Genomic DNA, 23,865 nt, shown 5'->3' with positions numbered 1-23,865 from the left:
CCACATCCCGGCGACGGCGCCCCGTCCGGAAAGTCACGCCATGTTCCGTTTTCTAGTCCGCCGTGTCATCGGCGCACTTGTCATTCTGCTGATCATCAGCGCCGTCACCTTCATGCTCTACTACGCGCTCCCGCGTGACCCGGCCCGTATGGCGTGCGGCAAGGTGTGCACCCCGGAACTGCTCGCGCAGGTCCGGCACAACCTCGGAATGGCCGACCCGCTGCCGGTGCAGTACTGGCACTGGCTGGAGGGCCTCTTCCTGGGCCGCGACTACGGCGGCCTCGGCAACTGCAACGCGCCCTGCCTGGGCTTCTCCTTCACCAACCGCGAGCCGGTCCTCGGCACGATCCTGGACCGCATGCCGCTGACCATCTCGCTCGCGCTGGGCGCCTCGTTCTTCTTCCTGATCATCGGCGTCGGCACCGGCATGATCGCCGCCGTCAAGCAGGGCAAGGCGGCCGACAAGATCGCCAGCTCGTTCTCGCTGATCGGCTCCTCGCTGCAGATCTACTTCGTCGGCTACATCGCCATGTTCTTCCTGGTGCAGCAGCTCGGCATCCTGGACCAGCCGTCGTACACGCCGTTCACCGACAACCCCGTCAAGTGGGCCTCGGGGCTGCTGCTGCCGTGGCTGGTGCTGTCCATCATCTTCACCGCCAACTACACCCGTATGACGCGCTCCCAGCTGGTGGAGCAGCTCAGCGAGGACTACGTGCGCACCGCACGGGCCAAGGGACTGTCCCGGCGCTCGGTGTTCTTCCGCTTCGCCTGGCGCGGTGCGATGGGCCCGATCGTCACGATCTTCGGCATCGACATGGGCACCCTGATCGGCGGTGCCATCATCACCGAGTACGTCTTCAGCCTCCAGGGCATCGGCCGGCTCTCGCTCACCGCGGTGGACGCCAACGACCTGCCGATGCTGCTCGGCGTGACCCTGGTGGCGTCGGCGGCGATCGTCTTCTTCAACATCATCGTGGACGCCGTCTACGCCCTCATCGACCCGCGGATCCGGCTCGCCTGACCTCCGCCCACCCCGACCCCCCGCATCACCCCCCAGGAGCGTCACCGTGACGAGCACCGAACAGCAGCCGTTCCTCTCCATCAAGGACCTGAAGGTCCACTTCTCCACCGAGGACGGCATCGTCAAGGCCGTCGACGGGCTCAGCTTCGACCTCGCCAAGGGCCAGACGCTCGGCATCGTGGGCGAGTCGGGCTCCGGCAAGTCCGTCACCAACCTGACGATCCTGGGTCTGCACGACCGCGACCGGACCGCGATCGACGGCGAGATCCTGCTCGACGGCCAGGAGCTGCTCACCGCTCCCGAGCGGCAACTGGAGCGGCTGCGCGGCAACAAGATGTCCATGATCTTCCAGGACGCGCTGGCCTCGCTGTCGCCGTACCACACCATCGGTACGCAGATCGGCGAGACCTACCGCAAGCACACCGGCGCCTCCAAGAAGGAGGCCCGGGCGCGGGCCATAGAGATGCTCAGGCGGGTCGGCATCCCCCAGCCGGACGTGCGCGTCGACGACTACCCGCACCAGTTCTCCGGCGGTATGCGCCAGCGCGCGATGATCGCCATGGCGCTGGTCTGCGACCCCGAGCTGCTGATCGCCGACGAGCCGACCACGGCCCTCGACGTGACGGTCCAGGCCCAGATCATGGACCTGCTCAAGGACCTCCAGCAGGAGTTCGGCACCGCGATCATCTTCATCACCCACGACCTGGGCGTCATCGCCGACATCGCGGACGACGTGCTCGTGATGTACGGCGGCCGCTGCGTGGAACGCGGCACCAAGAAGGAGGTGCTGAGCACCCCGCAGCACCCCTACACCCTCGGTCTGCTCAACTCCATGCCGAGCCTCGACGGGCCGGTGGACGTGCCGCTGTCGCCGATTCCGGGCTCGCCGCCGTCGCTGCTCAACCCGCCGTCCGGCTGCCGCTTCCACCCGCGGTGCTCTTTCGTCGAGAAGGTCGCGGGCGGGCTGTGCTCCGGCGAGCGGCCGGTACTCGAAGTGGTGGAGGGCCGGGGCTCGGCCTGCCACCTCACGCTGGAACAGCGCCAGGAATTCTTCGCCGACTTCGCCGGATCCCGGCACAAGTGACGGACACGAGACGGGACTTCACGACCATGAGCAACACAAACCCCCTCCTGGACGTCTCCGGGCTGACCAAGCACTTCCCGATCAAGGGCGGCTTCCCGATTCGGCGGACCATCGGCGCGGTGCAGGCCGTGGACGGCCTCGACTTCCAGGTCGCCGAGGGTGAGAGCCTGGGTCTTGTCGGCGAGTCGGGCTGCGGCAAGTCGACCACGGGCCGACTCATCACCCGCCTCCTGGAGCCGACCGGCGGGAAGGTCCTCTACCGCGGCCAGGACATCACGCACTCCAGCCGCAGGCAGCTCGCGCCGATCCGGTCCGAGATCCAGATGATCTTCCAGGACCCCTACGCCTCGCTGAACCCGCGCCAGACGGTCGGCAAGATCATCTCCGGCCCGATGGAGGTCAACGACATCAACCCGGCCGGCGGCCGCGAGAAGCGCGTCCGTGAGCTGCTGGAGATCGTCGGTCTCAACCCCGAGCACTACAACCGCTTCCCGCACGAGTTCTCCGGCGGCCAGCGCCAGCGCATCGGTGTCGCCCGCGCGCTCGCCCTGGAGCCGAAGCTGATCGTCGCGGACGAGCCGGTCTCGGCGCTGGACGTCTCCATCCAGGCGCAGGTCGTGAACCTCCTGCAGAAGGTCCAGAAGGAACTCGGCATCGCGTTCGTCTTCATCGCCCACGACCTGGCGATCGTGCGGCACTTCTCGCAGCGCGTCGCGGTGATGTACCTGGGTAAGATCGTCGAGATCGCCGACCGCGACGACCTCTACAACAACCCGCGTCACCCCTACACGCGGGCCCTGCTCTCCGCCGTGCCCGAGGCCACGGTGGACGACACCCCGCGCGAGCGCATCCGGCTCACCGGCGACGTGCCCTCCCCGATCAACCCGCCCTCCGGCTGCCGCTTCCGCACCCGCTGCTGGAAGGCGACGGAGAAGTGCGCCACGGAGGCCCCGCCGCTGGTCCAGGTCGAGGGCAACAAGCCCGGCCATCTGACCGCCTGCCACTACCCGGAGACGGCGGAGACGATTCCCTCGCCACGCCTCTCCATGGACCCCGAGACGGCGGCCTGACACACCCCTTTCCGTCGGCCGTCGACTGCGGAACGGACTTTCACCGGCCCATTGACCCGAGCCCATGATCGTCCTGTTCCAGGGGACGAAGGCCCGCGCCTCCCCAGGCGCGGGCCTTCGTTGTACCGTCAAGTCGCCTCGGGCGAACGGGTGTTGCCCCGAGTTCGGAAGCTGACAAGAAGACGGCGGATCCCGCCGTGCGGTTCACTCACGTATGACAAACTGCCGCGGTGGTCGATCATTCGTTCGCCGATCTTTCGCTTGCCGCCCTGTACGACAGCCTCAACCCGTGGGGGCCGGGTGACGACTTCTACCTCGGTCTGGTGAAGTCGGCGGAGTCCGTGCTCGATGTCGGCTGTGGCACGGGGCAGTTGCTCAGACGGGCGCGCGAGGACGGCCACCCCGGCCGGCTCATGGGGCTCGATCCGGCCGCCGCCATGCTCGTACAGGCGCGACGCGGCGCCCCTGCCGTGGAGTGGGTGCTCGGGGATCTGCGGACGCGGCTGTGGGGCGGCGAGTTCGAACTGGTCGTGATGACCGGGCACGCCTTCCAAGTGCTGCTGGACGACGAGGAGTTGCGGCTGTGTCTGCGCGCCGTCCGGTCGGCGCTCGCGGACGGCGGGCGGTTCGTCTTCGAGACCCGCAACCCGGCCGTCCGCGCCTGGGAGGGCTGGACCCCGGACCGGGTGCGTGAGGTCATGGGCGCCGACGGCACGGCCGTACGCGTGTGGCACGAGGTCCAGGGCGGTCCCGTCGGGGGCCGGGTGACGTTCACCGAGACCTACCAGGGCGACGGCTGGGCCCGGCCCCGGGTCAGCCGGGCCACACTCCGCTTCCTGGACCCCGGGACCCTGTCCGGCTTCCTCGCGGAGGCCGGACTGGAGGTCGTCGAGCAGTACGGCGACTGGAAGCGCGGGCCGGTGACCCCCGCGAGCCCGGAGATCATCACGGTGGCCCGGCGCGCAGGCTAGCCTTCCTGGTCCTCCAGCGCCGCCAGTGCCGGGTCCAGCACGATGTCCTCTTCGCGTGCCTCGATCGTGGGCTCCTCCGGAAAGTGGCATGCCGTCAGGTGGCCGGTCCGGTTGCCGGAGATCTGGATCAGCGGGGGCTCCTCGGCCGCGCACTTGTCCTGAGCCTTCCAGCAGCGGGTGCGGAAGCGGCAGCCGGAGGGCGGGGAGATGGGGGACGGGACGTCGCCGGCCAGCCGGATGCGCTCGCGCCCGGCGGAGTCGGTGTCGGTGAGGTTGACCTCGGGCACCGCGGACAGCAGGGCGTGGGTGTAGGGGTGACGGGGGCGGGTGTAGATGGAGTCGCGGTCGCCCACCTCGATGATCTTGCCGAGGTACATCACCGCCACGCGCTGCGAGAAGTGACGGACCACCGCGAGGTCGTGGGCGATGAACAGGAACGCGATGCCCAGTTCCCTCTGTACCTCCTGGAGGAGGTTCACCACCTGCGCCTGGATGGAGACGTCCAGCGCCGAGACCGGCTCGTCCGCCACGATCAGCTTCGGTTCGAGGGCCAACGCCCTTGCCACGCCTATGCGTTGCCGTTGACCGCCGGAGAACTCGTGCGGGAAGCGGTTGTAGTGCTCGGGGTTGAGGCCGACGATCTCCAGGAGTTCACGGACGCGCTTCTCCCGGCCGCCGTCCGGTGCGATCCCGTTGATCTCCATCGGGTTGGAGATGATCCTGCCGACCGTCTGGCGCGGGTTCAGCGAGGAGTAGGGGTCCTGGAAGATCATCTGGATCTCGGAGCGGATGGGCGCCAACTGCTTGCGCGAGGCGTGGCTGATGTCCTTGCCCCGGTACGTGATCTTCCCGTTCGTCGGCTCCAGGAGGCGGGTGATCAGCCGGCCCGTCGTCGACTTGCCGCAGCCCGACTCGCCCACCAGGCCGAAGCTCTCGCCGACGCGCACGGTCAGGTCGATGCCGTCGACGGCCTGCACATGGCCGACCGTACGCCGGATCGGAAAGCCGCCCTTGACCGGGAAGTGCTTGGTCAGCCCGGAGACCTCAAGGAGCGCTTCTGACTCCACGCCGCCGGCCGACTCGCGCGGAGCGGGGAGCACGAGGTCCTCTTTCATGCCGTGTCCTCCTGGCCCTAGCCCAGCCGGGGCTTGATCTCGTCGATGAAGATGGTCCGCTTCTGCTCGCCCGTCAGATGGCAGGCGGAGGCCCGGTCGGGGGCCAGCAGCGGGCGTTCGTTGACACAGCGTCCGGCGCCCTGCACCCGGTCCTGGAAGGTGCAGCGGGGGTGGAAGCGGCAGCCGGACGGCGGGGTGAGCAGCGAGGGCGGGGTGCCCGGGATGGGCGACAGCGGCGCCGCCAGGTCGGAGTCCAGTCGCGGCATCGAGTTCAGCAGACCCCAGGTGTAGGGGTGCTGGGGCGAGCGCAGCACCTCGTCGACCGTGCCGCGCTCCACCGCGCTGCCCGCGTACATCACCATGATGTCGTCGGCCATGTCGGCGATCACGCCGAGGTCGTGGGTGATGAAGACGATCCCGGAGCCGAACTCCTGCTGGAGGTCCTTGAGGAGGTCGAGGATCTGGGCCTGGACCGTGACGTCGAGGGCCGTGGTCGGCTCGTCGGCGATCAGGAGGTCGGGGTCGCAGACCAGCGCCATGGCGATCATCGCGCGCTGGCGCATACCGCCGGAGAACTGGTGCGGGTAGTCCTTCGCCCGCTCCTTCGGGTTCGGGATGCCCACCTTGCCGAGCATCTCGACCGCACGGTCCCAGGCGGCCCGCTTGGAGGCGCCGTTGTGCTTCATGAACGGCTCGGCGATCTGGCGGCCCACCGTGTAGTAGGGGGACAGCGCGGTCAGCGGGTCCTGGAAGATCATGGCGACCTTGTTGCCGCGCAGCTTCTCCAGCTCCGACTCCCGCGCGGTGGTCAACTCCTGCCCGTCCAGCAGGATCTCGCCCTCGACGGTGGCGAACATGGGGTTGTGCAGGCCCAGGATGGTCAGGTTCGTCACCGACTTGCCCGAGCCCGACTCCCCCACGATCCCCAGGGTCTTGCCGCGTTCCAGGTCGAAGGAGAGCCCGTCCACGGCCCGTACGATGCCGTCCTCGGTCTTGAAGCTGACGTGCAGGTCCCGCACGGACAACAGGGGACCCGCACCGGCCGGGACGGAAGCGCCGGCCTCCTTGGTCAGAGTGGTCACGAAAGTGCTCCTAAACGGCCTAGGCCAGCCGCACGCGCGGGTCGATGAAGGCGTAGCAGGCGTCGACGATGATGTTGAAGAGAAGGATCATGGTCGCGGAGAACAGCATCACGCCGAGCAGCAGCGGCAGGTCGCTGAAGAAGACGGACAGCACCGCCAGTTGGCCGAGGCCCGGCAGGCTGAAGGTGTACTCGGTGATGATGGCGCCGCCGAGCAGGGATCCCAGGTCGATGCCGAAGATGGTGACGATGGGGATCAGCGAGCCGCGCCAGGCGTAGCGGAAGAAGACGTACCGCCGTGACATGCCCTTGGCCCGGGCGGTGCGGACGTGTTCCTCCTGGAGCTGTTCGATCATCGACGAGCGCGCCATACGGGTGTACTGCGCGGCGAAGATCGTGGAGAGGACCACCCAGGGGATGATCAGGCCCGTGAACCAGGTGATCGGGTCGGCGGTGAAGTTGTTGTAGGCGGGTTTGTCGAACCAGTGGGTCTGGTAGACGAGGATCGCCAGGGCGAGCGGGCCGAGGAAGTAGATCTGCATCGAACTGAGCACCATCGCACCGGCGGTGGCCGCCTTGTCGATGAAGGTGCCGCGCCGCCAGGCGGCGACCAGGCCGCTGCCGAGGCCGACGAGCAGGAAGCAGAACGCCGCGCCGAGGGTGAGCGAGACGGTGGTGGGCAGCCGGTCCATCAGCGTGGCCCACACCGGTTCGTTGGTGTGGTACGAGTACCCGAAGCAGGGCGCCGGGCAGGGGCCCTGGGCGAACTGGTTGCTGCCCATCACCAGGTTGTGCAGGAAGATCCAGTACTGCTCGGGTATCGACTTGTCGAGGCCGAGCACATGGTGGATGTTGGCGAGGCTGTCCGGATTGCACGTCTTGCCGCACATCAGCAGCGCCGGGTCGCGCGGCATCCCGAAGAACAGCAAGAACGTGACGATGCTCAGCAGGAAGAGAATGACGATGGCACCGAGGATCCGGCGGACGAGGAAGCGCAGCATGACAGGGGCAGCTCTCTGACGTCGGCGGGCCGGACGGTACCCGGTGCTCCCCCCTCGCTGGGGTGATGCACCGGGTACCGGGCGGGGACGGTTACTTGATGAAGAGGCGACGCGGGTCGACGCCGCCGATGACGTCGTCGTAGACGAGTCCGCCGACCTTCGAACCGGCGATCTGGGTCTGCTTGTAGTACGCGGTCGGGACGACGTTGACGACGTCCTTGACGATGTACTGGTCGAGCTTCTCCCACTCGGCCGCGGACTTCACCGGGTCGGTGATCTGGTTGATGCGGTCGATCTCGCTGTTGACCTTGGGGTCGTTGATCTGCGAGTAGTTCTGCGCGCCGTCGGCGATCACGCGGCCGTCGTACAGCGGCGGCAGGACGGTCGAGGCGGACGGCCAGTCGGCACCCCACGCGGTGTGGAAGATGTCGTAGTTGTTGTCGAGCTTGCTGACCTGGTCGTAGTACGTCTCGGCCGGGATCTCCTGGCGCTGGACGTTGAAGCCGGCCTTCTTCAGGCCCGCGGCCATGGCGGTGGAGTACTGCTGGCCCTCGGGGGTGTTGATGTAGCCGAAGGTCAGCTTCATGTTGAGCTTGCCGGCCTTCTTCAGCAGCTCCCTGGCCTTGTCCGGGTCACCGGCGGGCTTCTTCTTCTTGCCCCACGGGTCGAAGGCCGCGTCGTAGCCGCTGACGGTCGGGGAGATCAGGCCGCCGGCGACCTCCATGGCGTCGGTGCCGCCGTAGGCACGGACGAAGGGCGTGACCGGCAGGGCGTAGGCGATCGCCTCGCGGATCGTCTTGTCCTTGAGCGCCGGGTGGCTCATGTTGATGTTCATCTGGCCCACGTACGGCTGGTAGCCGGAGACCGTGCGGGCCTTCATCTTCGGGTCCTTGAGGACGTTGGACAGGTTGCCCGCGTCCACCTGGTTGTTGAAGCTGATGCCGGTCTGGTCGGCACCGCTGTCGGCGAGCAGCGCCTTCGTGGACGTCTCGAACTGCTGGTTGAAGGTGATGTTGAACTGGTCCACGTACTGGTGGCGGATCGGGTCCGTCTTCGGGTCCCAGTTGGTGTTCTTCACCAGGACCATGGACTTGCCGGACTTGAACGACTGGATCTTGTACGGGCCGGTGACCACCGGGGCCTTGTCGTACTTCTCCTTAGTGTCGCCCTTCTCGGAGACCACCGCGTAGCCGGCCATCGCCAGCGCGTAGGGCAGGTCGGGGTGGGCCGTCTTGAAGTGGAAGACGATCGTCTTGTCGTCCGGCGTTTCGAGGATGCTGCTGGGCAGGTGCTTGCCCTTGTACGGGCCGTCCTTGAGCAGCTTGCGGTACGCGGTGCCCGGGGAGTCGGCCAGCCACTGCTGGAGGTAGGTCGGGCCCTGGTTGACGAACGGCGCGAAGAGCCGCTCGACGCTGTGCCGGATGTCCTTGGACGTGATCGGGGACCCGTCCTGGAACTTGATGCCGTCCTTCAGCGTGTACTTCCAGGTCTTGCCGCCGTCCGTGGTGGTACCGGAGTCGGTGGCGAGGTCACCGACGACCTCGTGCTTCGAGCCGTCGTCGCTGGTCGACTTGTAGCCGGTGAGGCCTCTGTGGAGCAGCGTGGCCAGGGAGCCCTCGTCGGACACATAGATCTGGGCCGGGTCGAGGTGTGCGTAGCTGTCGCGCTGCAGTACTTCCATGGTGCCGCCGGGCTTGGCGCCGGGTACGTCGGCCGCCGGGCCGGTGGAGTCCGCCGTGCCGCCGAACTTGATCGACGCCTGCTGACGCTTGGCGTTCTCCTGGTCCTTCTTGTCGTTGCCACCGCTGTCGCTGCCGCCCTTGCTGCAACCGGTGAGCACAAGAGCTCCGGCTGCGAGCACGGAGAGTGCGCCGTAGACGTGGCGTCCGCCCCTACTCATCACTCAGTTTCCACCCATCTTGTGTGTCACCGGTGCCCCGTCTGTCACCAGTGCGGAAGAACTGCCGTGCAGGAGATGTGCAAGTGCCCGGTCAGCGAGCGGTCTTGGGGTCGAAGGCGTCCCTGACCGAATCCCCGAGCAGGTTGAACGCGACGATGAAGATGATCATCGAGATGCCGGGGAAGAACATGTAGGTGATGTCGTTCTGCATCACCAGTTCGGTCGACGCCTTGGAGAACATCTGCCCCCAGTCGGGCGTCGGTTCGACGATGCCCACGCCCAGGAAGGAAAGACCGGCCTCGGCGGTCACGAAGCTGGGCAGCAGATACGTCGACTGCACCAGGAGCGGTGTGACGACGTTCGGCAGGATCTCCTTGCGGATGATCCGCCAGGGCGAGGCCCCGCTCACCTTGGCCGCCTCGATGAACTCCCGTTCACGCAGGGCCAGTGAGGTGCCGCGCAGGATGCGGGCCAGGCTCATCCAGCCGAGGAACCACTGGACGAGGATGAGCGCGACCACGCGCACGTACGTCGGTGTCTCGTCGCGCGGGCTGACGAACAGTGAGACCACGACGGGCATGCTGGCGATGAAGAACAACTGCGCCGGGAAGGCGAGCAGGAAGTCGATGACCCGGCCGATGAAGAAGTCCGTCCGGCCGCCGAGGTAGCCGGCCGCGACGCCGAGCACGATGCCGGTCAGCACGACCGCGACGGTGACCGCGACCGAGATCATCAGCGAGGTACGGATCCCGTAGATGAGCTTGGTGAAGACGTCGTAGCCGTTGCCGGGTTCGAGGCCGAACCAGAACTCGCTGCTGATGCCGCCGTTGGGCTGCACGGGCACGCCCGCGCTGTCGAAGAGTTCGGGGCGTTCGTCCGCGTACACCGTGTACGGGTTCTTCCCGTACAGCTTGGCTATCAGCGGTGCGAGCAGCCCGACCAGGAAGAAGAAGCCCACGACGTAGGCCGAGATCACGCCCGTACGGTCGCGTTTGAAGCGGATCCACATCAGCTGGCCGGGGGACCGGCCTTCGAGTTTGACGGCTTCGGGCTGCGTCTGCGGCCCCAGGTCGCCACCGACGGCCACCGTTGTCCCGCCGCCCTCAATGTCGATAGGACTTGTCACTGTTCGTCCGTTTCACAAGTGTGGGTGTGAGAGGCGTCCAGGTACTCCGAGCCACGCGAATCCGCAGTGGGACGCGCGTAGTTGAGCGGCCGCGCTGAGCGGTCGCGGGATTCTCAGAGCTGGTCGCCGGACGAACGGCCGGAATGACCACGCATGGGGGTTCCTCCTCATGACGTCACGTGTTCACCAACGGGAGGGGGTAACCGTCCTCGTCCTCCGACACCCCTGACGGAGGGTCAGACACCCCCTGGTGCTCGTGAGTCGGCGCTGTCCCCACAGCGCGTGACCCATTGACCCGAGCGCTACGCGGCTAACTATCTGCCATGGGCCGACCACCGACCACCGTTCTTAAATCTCAATTCAGTCACAGCTCACGTGTAGACCTTCCAAAATCTGGACAAACTGTTCGACCGAAGAAGGGCGCGAAACGGACGTGTTACATGGGTATCGGGCAGGGATCACCGCATTACGGACATCGGCCATCGGAAAACGGGTTGCAAAAAGCCCGGGTGTCCCCACGATGGGAACACCCGGGCTCCGGACTGCTGTTCGCCGTGCGTCAGCCGTGCTTGGCGCGGCTCGCGGCGCGGGCGCGCTCACGCGCGTCCAGGTTCACCTTGCGGATGCGGACCGCCTCCGGGGTCACCTCGACGCACTCGTCGTCGCGGCAGAACTCCAGCGACTGCTCCAGGGACAGCTTCCGCGGCGGCACGATCGACTCGGCCACGTCGGCCGTCGAGGACCGCATGTTGGTGAGCTTCTTCTCCTTGGTGATGTTGACGTCCATGTCGTCGGAGCGGGAGTTCTCACCGACGATCATGCCCTCGTACACCTCGGTGCCCGGCTCGACGAAGAGCACACCGCGCTCCTGCAGGTTCGTCATCGCGAAGGCGGTGACGGCACCGGAGCGGTCGGCGACCAGGGAGCCGTTGTTACGGGTCTGGAGCGTGCCGAACCAGGGCTCGAAGCCCTCGTGGATGGAGTGGCCGATGCCGGTGCCGCGGGTCTGGGTCAGGAACTCGGTACGGAAGCCGATCAGACCGCGGGACGGCACGACGAACTCCATGCGGACCCAGCCGGAGCCGTGGTTGGACATGTTGTCCATCCGGCCCTTGCGGACACCCATGAGCTGCGTGACCGCGCCCATGTGCTCCTCGGGCACGTCGATCGTCATGCGCTCGACCGGCTCGTAGACCTTGCCGTCGACGTCCTTGGTGACCACCTGGGGCTTGCCGACGGTGAGCTCGTAGCCCTCCCGGCGCATGGTCTCGACCAGGATGGCGAGCGCCAGCTCACCACGGCCCTGGACCTCCCAGGCGTCCGGACGCTCGGTCTCCAGGACGCGCAGCGAAACGTTACCGATCAGCTCGCGGTCGAGGCGGTCCTTGACCTGGCGGGCGGTGACCTTGCGGTCCTTGACGGCCGCCTTCGCGTCGGCGCCCTTGCCGGTGCCGCCGCGGCCGACCAGCGGGGAGGTGTTGGTGCCGATGGTCATCGAGATCGCGGGCTCGTCGACCGTGATCAGCGGGAGCGGCACCGGGTTCTCGGTGTCGGCCAGGGTCTCGCCGATCATGATGTCCGGGATACCGGCGACGGCGCAGATGTCACCCGGGCCGGCCTTCTCGGCGGGCTTGCGGGTGAGGGCCTCGGTCATCATCAGTTCGCTGATGCGAACGTTGCTGATCGAGCCGTCGCGCTTGATCCAAGCCACGGTCTGGCCCTTGCGCAGCTCGCCCTGCTCGACGCGGAGCAGCGCGATACGGCCGAGGAAGTTGTCCGCGTCCAGGTTGGTGACGTGGGCCTGGAGCGGCGCTTCCGCGTCGAAGGTCGGGGCCGGGATGTGCTCCAGGATCGTGGAGAAGAACGGCTCCAGGCTGGTGGAGTCCGCCGGGACCGTGCCGTTCTCCGGCTTGGTCAGCGAGGCGATGCCGTCACGGCCGCACGCGTACACGATCGGGAACTCGATCTGCTCCTCGTCCGCGTCCAGGTCGAGGAAGAGGTCGTAGGTCTCGTTGACGACCTCGTCGATGCGGGAGTCCGGGCGGTCCGTCTTGTTGATGCACAGGATGACGGGCAGGCGCTGCTGAAGGGCCTTGCGCAGCACGAAACGGGTCTGCGGCAGCGGGCCCTCGGAGGCGTCGACCAGCAGCACGACACCGTCGACCATCGACAGACCGCGCTCGACCTCGCCGCCGAAGTCGGCGTGGCCGGGGGTGTCGATGATGTTGATGGTGATCGGGTCGCCACCGTCCTTGGGGTGGTACTTCACCGCCGTGTTCTTGGCGAGGATCGTGATGCCCTTCTCACGCTCCAGGTCGTTCGAGTCCATCATCCGGTCATCGACCGAGTCGAGCTGGTGGGCGGCGAAGGCACCGGCCTGCTTCAGCATGCCGTCGACGATGGTCGTCTTGCCGTGGTCGACGTGGGCGACGATGGCGACATTGCGGATGTCGTGACGTGTCGCGGACACAGTCATATTGCGACGTACTCCCGGGGTGTGAGGAAGGCCCTCTGCGTACGTCCGTGTGACGCGGGCCCTGCCGGGCTTGACATGCCACGGCCTCACCCCATGTTACGTGGCTCGGCGGGAGGTGGCTTCCGCAGGGGAACGCGGGACTCACTTCACCATCGGGCTCGCGGGCATCCTCGCGCCCTTCTTCAGGAAGCCCATGTCCTCGTAGACCGGGGTCTGGAAACCGAAGGCACCCGCGTTGACCAGGCTCTTCCTCACCCCGATGAGCTGGGGACGCTGATAGAGGGGCAGCGAGCCGGCCGCCGCCCAGATACGGGAGTCGGCCTTGCGGATCAGATCCTTGGCCTCGTCCTCGTCGAGGGTGGCGGCGGCCTCGTCGAAGAGCTGGTCGATCTGGTCGGTGCCGACGCGGGTGTAGTTCTGCTCGACGCTCAGGGAGCCGTCGGCGGCCGGGACCGGCTTGGCGTAGACCGGGCGGGCGTCGGTGGCGGGGAAGGCGGAGGACGGCCAGGAGTAGAGGGCCAGGTCGTACTGGCCCGCGGCGATGTGGTCCTTGAAGTAGCTCTCGTCCGGGACCCTGGTGATCTCCGTGCGGATGCCGACCTTCTCCAGCATCTGCGTGATCCGGTCGGCGACCGAGCGCAGGGTGTCCGAGCCGGGACCCGAGGGGAGCACGAAGCGCAGGGTGAGCGCCTTGCCGTCCTTGGCCAGCGTATTGGCGGCGGCTCCGGCCGGGGCGGCGGTGCCCTTGGGGGCATAGGCGCCGGGCGCGCCGCCCTGCTGCAGATGCCGTTCCGTGTACTGCTTGCCGTCCTGTGCGAGGTGTCTGCCGCCCTCGTCACCGGTCGGCTCGCGGTGCTTGTTCTTGTGGTCCCTGGGGTCCTTGTTGTCCTCGCCGACGATGAACACGCCGTCGTCGCCGCCGTTGGACTGGTCGGCGGCGCGGCCCCGCGGCCCGGCCGCCTTCTCGGGCTTCTTCTGCTCCTTGACCGGCCCGCCGAGCACCCATCCGGCCTCCGCGAGCAGCGCCTGCGCCTCCTTGGTGTCCTGGCCGCCCAGGGCGCCGCTGCCGTCGGCGTAGTCGGTCTGGCCGGAAAGGGCGAGATGGCTGCCGACGGGGACGGGGGGCAGGCCGAGCGGGGTCAGGGCGACCTTGGCGAGCGCCGTACGGTCCAGGGCGCGGGCCACGGCACGGCGGACCCGCTCGTCGGCGAGGGGTCCCCCGGAGCCGTTGAGGGCGAGCTGGGTGTAGGCCGGATCGAGGGACCTGCGGACCTCGACGCCGCTCAGCTGGTCCTGGAGCTTCTTGGCGGAGACGCGCCCGGCGCCCTGCAGGGGCGTGCCGGTGCCGCCGTCGCGGCCGGCGATGCTGATGCGCTCGGCCACGGCGGGGTCGATCTCGGCCAGGTCCACGGTGCCGTCGGCCAGCGCGGTGGCCCGCTTGTCGCGGGGCACGGCGTGCAGCACGATCTCGGACAGCTTGGTGGGATGACCCCACCAGCGCGGGTTGCGGGTGAGGACGACGTCCTTCTTGGCGGTGTCCAGCTTGTCGACCTTGAAGGGCCCGGCGCTGATCTGGAGCTTGCGGCGCGCCCCGTCGTTGAAGGCGTCCGGGGTGCCCATGACGTCCTTCGGGTACAGCGGGGAGAACAGCGACTTCCAGTCGGCGTAGGGACGGCTGAAGGTGACCCGGACCTCCAGGTCGTTGGCGCCGCGTTCGATCTTGTCGATGCGGTCGTAGCCGGCGTTGTGGGCGCTCCAGTAGGCGGCGTCCTTGCCGGACAGGGCGCGCCACTGGGCGGCGAAGTCGGCGGCGCCGATCTCCCGGCCGTCGCTCCAGACGGCCTGCTGGTTGAGCTTGTACAGGACGACCTGGCGCGGCTCTGTCTCGATGACCTTGGCGGACTCCAGATAGTCCGGGTTGCGGACCGGGCGCCCGTTCTGGTCGGTTCGGAACATGGAGGGCAGGACGGCCTGGGCGACGCGGGTGGTGCCGGCGTCGGCGTCGGCCTGGAACGTGTTCAGGGTCTCCGGGACGGCGTCCACGGCCCAGCGCAGGGTGCCGCCGTCGGCGACCAGGTTCCGGGCGGCGGGGGCGATGTCCTGTCCGGCCAGCGGACGGCCCGCCTCGTCGTCTCCGGAGCTGCAGCCGGCGAGGACGGGTACCGCGAGCGCGCCGGCGGTGAGGAAGGCGACCGAGCGCATGACCGCGCGCAGTGCGACGCCGTCGTGGGACATCTGCTACCTCCGGGGAGCCCGGTGACACGGGTGTGGTCTGTTCACATTTGGCGGTATTTTGGTGCTGATCAGATGTATGGACCCACTGAAGAGGAAAGGGTTCGCCCGTCGGGGGCGACACGGCGGCGGGGGCTCTCAAGGCCACCCGTGCGGCGCAACACGCGCTCCCGGCGCACACACAGCGCGCGTGCGGGCGTGCGGTGGAGGCGTGCAATCCGCCAATCGCTGCACATGCCTTCACATCGGCAGGTGTGACGCGCAACACTCGCAGGCGCATGAACGTTGCCGCCTAGGACCACGAGGTCCGCGGAAGTGAGGTCACGTCATGTCCGTGCACGACGACCTGACGTCAGTCCAGCGTTGTCTCGACGACCTGTTCCGGTCCGTCGGACGCCTGGAGCAACAGCTCGGGAGCGGCGGACTGGAGATGCGCCGCGTCCGCGCCGACGCCGATCACCTGCGCGAGAGCGTGGCACTGCTGCGCGAGGTCGCCCCCGGCCTCGGCCAGCCGCGTCGCCCCGATCTCGTGACCATCTCCGACACGCCGTACGACATCAGCCTGTGGACGGACTCGGACGACGAGGGTCTCGGCGCCCGCGACCGGCACGCCCCCTAGGAGCGAGACCGACACGCCCCTGGAGCGCGGCCCGCAGGCCCCGAGGGAGTGCCGACAAGCACCCCCACTCACCCGAACCCGACCGGAGTCATGAGTTGGCCACTGGTACGGAACCCCATATGAACAGCGGCGGCGTACACACCGATACGCGCGCCGCGATCGCCGCCCCGCATCTGCGGACCGACCGCTGGTGGCTGGCCCCCGCCGTCACCGCGGCCGGTCTGTTCGCCTTCGTCGTCTACTCGACCTGGCGGGCCTTCGCCAATGCGCACTACTACGCCGCGCCGTACGTCTCGCCCTTCTACTCCCCGTGCCTGGCGGACAACTGCCGGACCATGCGCGCGGGCCCGAACGCCGATCTGTTCGGCAGCTGGTGGGCGATCTCCCCGGCGATCATCATCCTGATCTTCCCGCTGGGCTTCCGCCTGACCTGCTACTACTACCGCAAGGCCTACTACCGCAGCTTCTGGCTGTCCCCGCCGGCCTGCGCGGTGGCCGAGCCGCACCGGAAGTACACCGGTGAGACCCGCCTCCCGCTGATCCTGCAGAACATCCACCGGTACTTCTTCTACGCCGCCCTCCTGGTCGCCGGTGTGCTCACCTACGACACGGTGCTGTCCTTCCGCGACGAGCACTACCGCTGGGGCCACATGGGTCTCGGCACCCTGGTCTTCCTGGCCAACATCGTGCTGATCTGGGCGTACACCATCTCCTGCCACTCCTGCCGGCACATCGTCGGCGGGAAGCTCAAGCACTTCTCGAAGCATCCCGTGCGCTACAAGGCGTGGCAGTTCGTCGGGAAGCTGAACGCCCGCCACATGGAGCTGGCCTGGGCGTCGCTGGTGAGCGTGGCGCTCGCCGACTTCTACGTCTATCTGATCGCGTCCGGTGTCTTCGACGATCCGCGCTTCTTCTAGATTGGGTGGGGCCTTCTGATGTCCGTGGTCGACCGGCAGGAGTGGGACGTCGTCGTGGTCGGTGCCGGTGGCGCCGGGCTGCGCGCCGCGATCGAGGCCCGGGAGCGCGGCGCCCGTACGGCGGTGATCTGCAAGTCGCTGTTCGGCAAGGCGCACACCGTGATGGCCGAGGGCGGCATCGCGGCCGCGATGGCCAACGTCAACGCGCACGACAACTGGCAGGTCCACTTCCGCGACACCATGCGCGGCGGCAAGTTCCTCAACCAGTGGCGGATGGCCGAGCTGCATGCGCTGGAGGCCCCGGACCGGGTGTGGGAGCTGGAGACCTGGGGCGCGCTGTTCGACCGTACGAAGGACGGGAAGATCTCCCAGCGCAACTTCGGCGGCCACGAGTACCCGCGCCTCGCGCACGTCGGCGACCGCACGGGACTGGAGCTGATCCGCACCCTCCAGCAGAAGATCGTCTCCCTGCAGCAGGAGGACAAGGAGGAGACGGGCGAGTACGAGTCACGCCTGAAGGTCTTCCAGGAATGCACGGTCACCCGGATCCTCAAGGACGGCTCACGCGTCAGCGGTGTCTTCGCGTACGACCGCGAGTTCGGCCGTTTCTTCGTCCTCGAAGCGCCCGCCGTAGTCATCGCGACCGGCGGCATCGGCAAGTCCTTCAAGGTGACGTCGAACTCGTGGGAGTACACGGGCGACGGGCACGCGCTGGCGCTGCTCGCGGGCGGCTCGCTGCTGAACATGGAGTTCGTGCAGTTCCACCCCACGGGCATGATCTGGCCGCCGTCCGTCAAGGGCCTGCTGGTGACGGAGTCGGTGCGCGGCGACGGCGGGGTGCTCCGGAACTCCGAGGGCAAGCGGTTCATGTTCGACTACGTCCCCGACGTCTTCAAGGAGAAGTACGCCCAGTCCGAGGAGGAGGGCGACCGCTGGTACGACGACCAGGAGAACAACCGGCGCCCGCCCGAGCTGCTCCCCCGCGACGAGGTGGCCCGCGCGATCAACTCCGAGGTGAAGGCGGGCCGCGGCTCCCCGCACGGCGGGGTCTTCCTGGACGTCTCGACGCGGATGCCGCCCGAGGTCATCAAGCGCCGGCTGCCGTCCATGTACCACCAGTTCAAGGAGCTGGCCGACGTCGACATCACGGCGGAGCCGATGGAGGTCGGGCCGACCTGTCACTACGTGATGGGCGGCATCGCGGTCGACTCCGACACGGAGGCCGCGCGCGGGGTGCCGGGCCTGTTCGCGGCCGGTGAGGTCGCGGGCGGCATGCACGGCTCCAACCGGCTCGGCGGCAACTCCCTCTCGGACCTGCTGGTGTTCGGGCGCCGGGCGGGCTGGCACGCGGCCGAGTACGCTGCGGGCCTGGCGGACGCCCGCCCGCCCGTGGACGAGACCCAGGTGGACATGGCGGCGGCCGAGGCGCTGCGCCCCTTTTCCGCGGAGGGCCCCGAGGCGGACGACGGACGCCCGCCGGAGAACCCGTACACCCTGCACCAGGAACTCCAGCAGACCATGAACGACCTCGTCGGCATCATCCGCCGCGAGGGCGAGATGGAACAGGCCCTGGAGAAGCTCGCGGATCTACGGGTACGGGCCCGCCGGGCCGGCGTCGAGGGCCACCGCCAGTTCAACCCGGGCTGGCACCTCGCCCTGGACCTGCGCAACATGCTGCTGGTCAGCGAGTGCGTGGCGCGGGCCGCCCTGGAGCGCACGGAGTCGCGCGGCGGGCACACCCGCGAGGACCACCCGACGATGGACCGCAGGTGGCGCCCCGTCAATCTGCTGTGCGGGCTGGCCGATCCGACCGGCGGTCTGGCCGCGACCGACCCGGTCCAAGGGCAGATCGAACTCACCCGCGAGACCACCGAACCCATCCGCCCGGACCTGCTCGCCCTCTTCGAGAAGGAGGAGCTGGTCAAGTACCTCGCCGAAGAGGAGCTCTACGAGTGAGCAGCTACGAGGCCCGCTTCAAGGTGTGGCGGGGCGACGTCGAGGGCGGCGGCCTGGAGGACTTCGAGGTCGAGGTCAACGACGGCGAGGTGGTGCTCGACATCATCCACCGCCTCCAGGCCACCCAGGCACCCGACCTGGCCGTGCGCTGGAACTGTAAGGCGGGCAAGTGCGGTTCGTGCTCCGCGGAGATCAACGGGCGGCCGCGGCTGATGTGCATGACGCGCATGTCGGTCTTCACCCGCGACGAGACGATCACGGTCACTCCGCTGCGCGCCTTCCCGGTGATCCGCGACCTGGTGACGGACGTCGGCTTCAACTACGAGAAGGCCAGGGAGGTTCCGTCCTTCGTGCCGCCCGCCGGCGTCGGTCCGGGCGAGTACCGGATGATGCAGGAGGACGTGGACCGGTCACAGGAGTTCCGCAAGTGCATCGAGTGCTACCTGTGCCAGAACACCTGCCATGTCGTGCGCGACCACGAGGAGAACAAGAAGGCGTTCGCGGGGCCGCGCTTCCTGATGCGGGTGGCTGAGCTGGACATGCACCCGCTGGACGCGGCGGCCGAGACCGGCCTGGACCGCAAGAGCACGGCCCAGGACGAACACGGCCTCGGCTACTGCAACATCACCAAGTGCTGCACGGAGGTGTGCCCCGAGGGGATCAAGATCACTGACAATGCGCTGATCCCCCTGAAGGAACGGGCCGTCGACCGCAAGTACGACCCGCTGGTGTGGCTGGGGTCGAAGATCAGGAGGCGGACTTCGTAGGGGTCGGCCGGGGGGTACGGCCGGGGCGCTGGGCCAGCATCTGCATACCGAGGCTCCCCATGAATACGAACCAGCCGATGAGCGGGATCACATCGAATCTGGCGCGGAACACGCCGAGGAACATCCACAGGGACATCCCGACCGCGCCGAGCAGCTGGCTGTACCCCCACAGCTTCGGCCGCAGGACGCGGTGCCGGCCGAACGGCACCACCCAGCCGGTCGTGATGCCGGCGATGCCGAACACCGCCATCAGCGTCACGGCCAGCACCGCCGCGACCACCAAGAACATGTGCATGACGGTCATCGTCCCACCAGGGCCAGCGCCTGCGCCAGGTTGTACTCCGCGATGCCGCGTATGAATTCCGTATCGGGGAAGTCCCCGTCGAGCAGGCGCAGCGGGCCCGCGACGAGGTTCAGGTGCATGGCCAGGCGGTACAGGCGCAGTCGGGCCTCGTCGAGGCCGGGGGCGCGCAGGACGTCGTACGCGGGGCCGAAGCGGAGCCGCAGGAACACGTGTTCCCACTCGGCGTCGAAGTACATCAGCCCCTCGATGTCGATGAGCACCGGGTCCCCGTCGGCGTCCACGAGGACGTGGTCCGGGCCGAGTTCGCCGTGGATCAGGGTGTGCCGGGCGCGCGGGCGGACCTCGGCGGCCAGGGAGCGCACGGTGTCCTCCAGCGCCCGGCGGGCGGCGGCGATCCGCGGGTCGCGTACGGCGACCTGGGCGATGTCGGCCAGCGCGCGGTCGGTGACGAGCTGCTCGCAGGAACCGCCGTGCGAGGAACCTCCGTTGTCGACGAGACTCACCTTGCCGTAGGCGTCCGCCGTGCAGCCGCCCATCGCCGCCAGCGCCTCGGCCAGACGCTCGAGGACCGGGCGGGCCGCGTCCGGATCGCGCCGCAGCGCCTCCTCCAGGCTGCCGCCCCGGATGTCCTCGACGACGGCCGCGTTCGCCTCCGGGTCGGCGTGCAGCAGGCGGGGCGTGCGGACGCCGAGGGCGGACAGACGGGCGTGCGACGCGGTGAACAGGTCGAGGCCGGAGGCGTGCGAGAACGGGTCGCGGGGGTCGCTGTCGGGCTGGTCCCAGTAGTCCTCGTCCGGGGACCAGACGTAGGCGACCACCGTCGTGGCGTCGTCGAGGGCGAGGCGGTAGGCGCCCTTCTTGGAGCCGCCGCGCAGCCGGGTGACGGCCACGAGGGTGCGGGCCGGGCCGACGGCGGCCCGGGTCAGCGGGGCGAGTGCGGCGACGGTCGGTTGCTGTCGTGTGCGGGTCACCGCACCCAGTCTTCCTTGTAGGCCCTCCAGTCGGCCTCCGTGGCCGCGAAGTCCACGTACAGGGCGACGCCGAAGCGCGAGCGGTCCGCGTCCGTACGGGACAGGCCCAGGCGTACACCGCGTACGGCGGCCGGGACGGTCTCGGCGTGCGCCCAGTGGCCGAAGCGGTTCTCGTGGTAGAAGGGCAGGCCCATGAGGAGGTCGGTGGAGGCCGGGGTGACCTCCAGGGCGAGGCTGGTCTGCTGGGCGACATAGCCGCCGTACAGGCTCTGCAGCGGCTGCATGGTGTCGTACGACATGACGGCGATCTGGTCCACGCGGCGGGCCACCTCGCCGAAGTACGCCTGCGACCACCACTTGGGGTGGCCGGTGGTCGTGCCCCAGAAGGAGTGGAAGGCGGGCAATGGGTCGATCTGGTGGGCGGCGACCGAGAGCTGGGCGTTGTTGTCGCGGGTGACGCGGCGCAGGTCGTCCAGGAGGGACAGGTAGTCGCGGTCGCCGGAGTGGAGGGGCTCCAGGTCGAAGTGGGCGCCCTCGAAGCCGGCGGCGAGGATCTGCCGGGTGGAGCGGACGACGGCCGCGCGGGTGCCGGCGCGCTCCAGGCGCAGACCGTCGGGGGACTCACTGGCCAGCTTGTCGCCGAGCCAGGCCTGGACGCGTATGCCGGGAAGCTCCCGGTGCACGGCGGCGATCAGCCAACGGGCTCTCGGATAGTCCGACTCGGGGAGGGTTCCGTCGTGCTCCAGGGGACCCGAGTGGACGTACAGATCCCGGATGCCGGTGTCGCGCAGCCGACGGGCGAGGGCCTCGACATCGGCGTCCTTCTTGCGCCCGTCGACCCAGGCGTGCCCGAGCCAGATGGCGTCCTTGTTCCTGGTGTACGTGCCGTCGGCCGGGTCACCGGTGTAGTTCACGCGCAGGGCGGTCTCGGCGGCGAGAAGGGGCAGGAGGACGGCGAGGACCACCGAGAGCGCCGCTCGCCGCGCCCATGTGACCCACCGCCGACGCCGGACACGGGGACCGGCGCCCGCACCGGAGTCCCGGTCCGCCGCCCCCGGCGCATCACCTTCCGCCGCCGGCACCTCGCCTTCCGTGGGCCGTATCGGTGCCGTGTCCATCCCGTACCCCCTGTCCGTCGTCCCCCACGCGCATCCATAGCGGTCGCGGAGCCGCTTACCTGCCCATACGCTCCGAAATGTGACGTCATCCTCGATCCGTGGCCGGCCCCGGCACGCCAAGTCGCACATAGCCGTGCGGGTGGCGCATGCCCTGCTGGGCTGTGTGGCCGCGGTCGTGTGGCTGGTGTTGCCGGGGATGACGATCAGGGCCCAAGATCCGGTTCCCGTGGCGGGGGTGACCGCCGCGGCGGAGCAGGGCGGTACCTCTCCCGCCGACCTGGTCCTGCCGCTCGTGGTCGTGGCCGCGGTGGTGGTGCTCGCGGGGTACGGGTATCTGCGCCGCACCCGGCGGGCCCGGAGCCGTACGACGCCCGGTCTGGTGTCCGCGGCCCCGCCCGAACCGTCGGCCCGCGACTTCGAGCGGCAGGCGCGGGCCTCGCTGGTCGCGGCGGACGACAGCGTGCGCACGAGCCGCGAGGAACTCGGCTTCGCCGAGGCGCGGTTCGGGCCGGAGGAGCTGGAGCCCTTCACGGGGGCCCTGCGGGCGGCGGAGACCGAGCTGACGGCCGCGTTCGCGATACGGCGGCGGTACGAGCAGGGAGTTCCGGAGGACGAGTCGGCCCGGCGGCAGGCGCTGGTCGGGATCGTGGGGCGGTGCGTGGAGGCCGGGCGGCGGCTGGACGCGGAAGCGGCCGGGTTCGATCAACTGCGGTCGCTGGAAGGGGGGATGAGTGAGGCGCTGGAGGTCGCGGAGGGCCGGTTCCGGGCGCTGGCCGGACGGACGAAGAGCGCCGACGCCGTGCCGGCCGAGCTGCGTGAGCGGTACGCGCCCTCGGCCGCCGCACCCATCACCGGCTACATCGAACAGGCCAAGGATCGAATCGTGTTCGCCACGACCCACCTCAACCGGGCCCGCCAGACGGCCGATTCCGGGGACGGCTGGGGGGCGGCACGTGAACTGCGCGCGGCCGAGGGGGCCGTGGCCCAGGCGGAGGTCCTCGTGGCCGGGGTGGAACGGCTGGCCGCGGAGCTTCAGGAGGCGGCGCGGCTGGTGCCGGCCGTGCTGACCGGCGGGGAGGCGGAGGTCGCCGAGGCGCGCAGGCGGCCCCCGCTGCTTCCCGAGGGTGAGCTCCGGGCCCGCCTGGCCCACGCCGACACGGCCCTGGCCGCCGTACGGGAGGAGCTGATCGGTGGACCGTACGACCCGCTGGACGCCCTGCGCCGCATCACGCGGGCCGTCGGACTGCTCGCGGTGGGACGCGCCGGTGTCATCCCCGTGGCCGCCCTCCTGGCCGCCCGCAGCGCCACGTCCGCCGCGGGGGACTTCATCGCCACACACCGGGCGGCGGTGGGCGCCGAGGCCCGCACGCGCCTGGCGGAGGCGGAACGGCTGCTCGCCGCGCAGGCGGGCCGGTACGCCGACGCCGACGCCCTCGCCCGGGAGGCCCGGGAGCTGGCGGAGCGGGACGTACGGGCGCACGGCAACCCGTACGACGGCGCCACCGACCGCGCAAGCGGCCGGACCGGGGCCGTCCTCGGCGGCATCCTGCTCGCCGAGGAACCCGACGGAGGCCCCCCGGCCGGCTTCGGCGGCCCCGACACCCGCGACCGCCGCAGACTCCCCCGGGAGTAGCACCGACCAGGACTTGCGCGGTCCTGACGGCGGCGGAGCGGCCACCCGCAACGGAGACCGCTGAGTACCCCCTCGCCGACGGCCTCGCCCGGGAAGCCCGGAAGCTGGCGGAGCGGGACGTACGGGCGCACGGCAACCCGTACGACGGCGCCACCGACCGCGCAAGCGGCCGGACCGGGGCCGTCCTCGGCGGCATCCTGCTCGCCGAGGAACCCGACGGAGGCCCCCCGGCCGCCTTCGGCGGCCCCGACACCCGCGACCGCCGCAGACTCCCCCGGGAGTAGCACCGACCAGGACTTTGGCGGGCCTGACGGAGACGGAGCGGCCACTCGCAACCGGGAGATGGCGCCACCGACCGCGCAAGCGGCCTCGCCGGGGCCGTACTCGGCTGCCCCGACGCCCGCAACCGCCGCAGACTCCCCCGGGAGTAGCACCGACCAGGACTTTGGCGGGCCTGACGGAGACGGAGCGGCCACTCGCAACCGGGAGATGGCGCCACCGAC

Annotated in this window: 19 protein-coding genes; 9 read left to right on the top strand and 10 right to left on the bottom strand. The window is 69.2% G+C overall.

Annotated elements, in window-relative coordinates:
* Window positions 1–40: 40 nt before the first annotated feature.
* The 4 genes from AB0I54_RS02630 to AB0I54_RS02615 all read left to right on the top strand — a co-directional run bounded on the left by AB0I54_RS02630 (window position 41) and on the right by AB0I54_RS02615 (window position 4,146).
* Window positions 41–1,021: an ABC transporter permease gene (locus AB0I54_RS02630; RefSeq protein ID WP_363294021.1), complete on the top strand. Its 981-nt coding sequence runs from the start codon at window positions 41–43 to the stop codon at window positions 1,019–1,021.
* A 46-nt stretch (window positions 1,022–1,067) separates the two neighbouring features.
* The gene (locus AB0I54_RS02625) at window positions 1,068–2,105 is read left to right on the top strand and encodes an ABC transporter ATP-binding protein (RefSeq protein WP_363294020.1); all 1,038 of its coding nucleotides are present in this window, start codon (window positions 1,068–1,070) and stop codon (window positions 2,103–2,105) included.
* A gap of 26 nt (window positions 2,106–2,131) precedes the next feature.
* Window positions 2,132–3,175 (top strand): dipeptide ABC transporter ATP-binding protein, encoded by a 1,044-nt coding sequence (locus AB0I54_RS02620; RefSeq protein WP_363294018.1) that lies wholly within the window; start codon window positions 2,132–2,134, stop codon window positions 3,173–3,175.
* Window positions 3,176–3,405: 230 nt separating this feature from the next.
* Window positions 3,406–4,146 carry a methyltransferase domain-containing protein gene (locus tag AB0I54_RS02615; RefSeq protein ID WP_363294017.1) on the top strand — a complete coding sequence of 247 codons (741 nt, stop codon included), beginning with the start codon at window positions 3,406–3,408 and terminating at the stop codon, window positions 4,144–4,146.
* On the opposite strand, the gene AB0I54_RS02610 is transcribed toward AB0I54_RS02615, so the two are convergent.
* The 7 genes from AB0I54_RS02610 to AB0I54_RS02580 form a co-directional block, all read right to left on the bottom strand.
* The gene (locus tag AB0I54_RS02610; protein ID WP_363294016.1) at window positions 4,143–5,261 is read right to left on the bottom strand and encodes a dipeptide ABC transporter ATP-binding protein; all 1,119 of its coding nucleotides are present in this window, start codon (window positions 5,259–5,261) and stop codon (window positions 4,143–4,145) included. The two genes, AB0I54_RS02615 and AB0I54_RS02610, sit on opposite strands and share 4 nt — an antisense overlap.
* Before the next feature lie 17 nt (window positions 5,262–5,278).
* Entirely contained in the window at window positions 5,279–6,343 is a 1,065-nt protein-coding gene (locus tag AB0I54_RS02605; protein ID WP_363294015.1) for an ABC transporter ATP-binding protein, read from the bottom strand.
* Between the two features lie 19 nt (window positions 6,344–6,362).
* Window positions 6,363–7,343 carry an ABC transporter permease gene (locus AB0I54_RS02600; protein ID WP_363294014.1) on the bottom strand — a complete coding sequence of 327 codons (981 nt, stop codon included), beginning with the start codon at window positions 7,341–7,343 and terminating at the stop codon, window positions 6,363–6,365.
* A 91-nt stretch (window positions 7,344–7,434) separates the two neighbouring features.
* Window positions 7,435–9,243: an ABC transporter substrate-binding protein gene (locus AB0I54_RS02595; RefSeq protein ID WP_363294013.1), complete on the bottom strand. Its 1,809-nt coding sequence runs from the start codon at window positions 9,241–9,243 to the stop codon at window positions 7,435–7,437.
* A 91-nt stretch (window positions 9,244–9,334) separates the two neighbouring features.
* Window positions 9,335–10,369, bottom strand: coding sequence for an ABC transporter permease (locus AB0I54_RS02590; RefSeq protein WP_363294012.1), 1,035 nt, complete (start codon window positions 10,367–10,369; stop codon window positions 9,335–9,337).
* Window positions 10,370–10,928: 559 nt separating this feature from the next.
* Window positions 10,929–12,845 carry a translational GTPase TypA gene (typA, locus tag AB0I54_RS02585; protein WP_363294011.1) on the bottom strand — a complete coding sequence of 639 codons (1,917 nt, stop codon included), beginning with the start codon at window positions 12,843–12,845 and terminating at the stop codon, window positions 10,929–10,931.
* A 141-nt stretch (window positions 12,846–12,986) separates the two neighbouring features.
* Window positions 12,987–15,080 carry an ABC transporter family substrate-binding protein gene (locus tag AB0I54_RS02580; protein ID WP_363294010.1) on the bottom strand — a complete coding sequence of 698 codons (2,094 nt, stop codon included), beginning with the start codon at window positions 15,078–15,080 and terminating at the stop codon, window positions 12,987–12,989.
* A 325-nt stretch (window positions 15,081–15,405) separates the two neighbouring features.
* Here AB0I54_RS02580 and AB0I54_RS02575 point away from each other — a divergent pair, with 325 nt between their 5' ends.
* The 4 genes from AB0I54_RS02575 (at window position 15,406) to AB0I54_RS02560 (ending at window position 19,336) form a co-directional block, all read left to right on the top strand.
* Window positions 15,406–15,696 (top strand): hypothetical protein, encoded by a 291-nt coding sequence (locus tag AB0I54_RS02575; protein WP_363294009.1) that lies wholly within the window; start codon window positions 15,406–15,408, stop codon window positions 15,694–15,696.
* 95 nt (window positions 15,697–15,791) lie between these two features.
* Window positions 15,792–16,613 (top strand): hypothetical protein, encoded by an 822-nt coding sequence (locus AB0I54_RS02570; protein WP_363294008.1) that lies wholly within the window; start codon window positions 15,792–15,794, stop codon window positions 16,611–16,613.
* Window positions 16,614–16,631: 18 nt separating this feature from the next.
* A complete protein-coding gene (locus AB0I54_RS02565; RefSeq protein WP_363294007.1) occupies window positions 16,632–18,569 on the top strand; it encodes a fumarate reductase/succinate dehydrogenase flavoprotein subunit in 1,938 nt (645 codons plus the stop codon).
* Window positions 18,566–19,336 carry a succinate dehydrogenase/fumarate reductase iron-sulfur subunit gene (locus tag AB0I54_RS02560; protein ID WP_363294006.1) on the top strand — a complete coding sequence of 257 codons (771 nt, stop codon included), beginning with the start codon at window positions 18,566–18,568 and terminating at the stop codon, window positions 19,334–19,336. The genes AB0I54_RS02565 and AB0I54_RS02560 overlap by 4 nt, the downstream gene beginning before the upstream one ends.
* Here the strand turns inward: AB0I54_RS02560 and AB0I54_RS02555 are convergent.
* From AB0I54_RS02555 to AB0I54_RS02545, 3 genes are read right to left on the bottom strand one after another with little or no spacing between them, the layout of a single operon-like run.
* Window positions 19,317–19,631, bottom strand: a complete 315-nt coding sequence (locus AB0I54_RS02555; RefSeq protein WP_363294005.1) for a hypothetical protein — start codon at window positions 19,629–19,631, stop codon at window positions 19,317–19,319. The genes AB0I54_RS02560 and AB0I54_RS02555 overlap by 20 nt on opposite strands.
* A gap of 5 nt (window positions 19,632–19,636) precedes the next feature.
* Complete coding sequence (locus AB0I54_RS02550) at window positions 19,637–20,611, bottom strand: phosphotransferase (RefSeq protein ID WP_363294004.1); 975 nt, start codon at window positions 20,609–20,611, stop codon at window positions 19,637–19,639.
* Window positions 20,608–21,729, bottom strand: a complete 1,122-nt coding sequence (locus tag AB0I54_RS02545) for a hypothetical protein (protein ID WP_363294002.1) — start codon at window positions 21,727–21,729, stop codon at window positions 20,608–20,610. The genes AB0I54_RS02550 and AB0I54_RS02545 overlap by 4 nt, the downstream gene beginning before the upstream one ends.
* A 79-nt stretch (window positions 21,730–21,808) precedes the next feature.
* Here AB0I54_RS02545 and AB0I54_RS02540 point away from each other — a divergent pair, with 79 nt between their 5' ends.
* Window positions 21,809–23,362 (top strand): hypothetical protein, encoded by a 1,554-nt coding sequence (locus AB0I54_RS02540; RefSeq protein ID WP_363294001.1) that lies wholly within the window; start codon window positions 21,809–21,811, stop codon window positions 23,360–23,362.
* Window positions 23,363–23,865: the final 503 nt, after the last annotated feature.

Origin of the sequence: Streptomyces sp. NPDC050625 (genome assembly GCF_040654755.1) — a bacterium.
Lineage (GTDB): Bacteria > Actinomycetota > Actinomycetes > Streptomycetales > Streptomycetaceae > Streptomyces.
This window is presented reverse-complemented; position numbering and strand designations above follow the sequence as displayed.

What these genes read in the sequence shown, in the direction of transcription:
- AB0I54_RS02545 (WP_363294002.1), bottom strand. Translation starts at nt 21,729, where the DNA reads ATGGACACGGCACCGATACGGCCCACGGAAGGCGAGGTGCCGGCGGCG.
- AB0I54_RS02620 (WP_363294018.1), top strand. Translation starts at nt 2,132, where the DNA reads ATGAGCAACACAAACCCCCTCCTGGACGTCTCCGGGCTGACCAAGCAC.
- AB0I54_RS02595 (WP_363294013.1), bottom strand. Translation starts at nt 9,243, where the DNA reads ATGAGTAGGGGCGGACGCCACGTCTACGGCGCACTCTCCGTGCTCGCA.
- AB0I54_RS02580 (WP_363294010.1), bottom strand. Translation starts at nt 15,080, where the DNA reads ATGTCCCACGACGGCGTCGCACTGCGCGCGGTCATGCGCTCGGTCGCC.
- AB0I54_RS02600 (WP_363294014.1), bottom strand. Translation starts at nt 7,343, where the DNA reads ATGCTGCGCTTCCTCGTCCGCCGGATCCTCGGTGCCATCGTCATTCTC.
- AB0I54_RS02630 (WP_363294021.1), top strand. Translation starts at nt 41, where the DNA reads ATGTTCCGTTTTCTAGTCCGCCGTGTCATCGGCGCACTTGTCATTCTG.
- typA (WP_363294011.1), bottom strand. Translation starts at nt 12,845, where the DNA reads ATGACTGTGTCCGCGACACGTCACGACATCCGCAATGTCGCCATCGTC.
- AB0I54_RS02610 (WP_363294016.1), bottom strand. Translation starts at nt 5,261, where the DNA reads ATGAAAGAGGACCTCGTGCTCCCCGCTCCGCGCGAGTCGGCCGGCGGC.
- AB0I54_RS02565 (WP_363294007.1), top strand. Translation starts at nt 16,632, where the DNA reads ATGTCCGTGGTCGACCGGCAGGAGTGGGACGTCGTCGTGGTCGGTGCC.
- AB0I54_RS02575 (WP_363294009.1), top strand. Translation starts at nt 15,406, where the DNA reads ATGTCCGTGCACGACGACCTGACGTCAGTCCAGCGTTGTCTCGACGAC.
- AB0I54_RS02555 (WP_363294005.1), bottom strand. Translation starts at nt 19,631, where the DNA reads ATGCACATGTTCTTGGTGGTCGCGGCGGTGCTGGCCGTGACGCTGATG.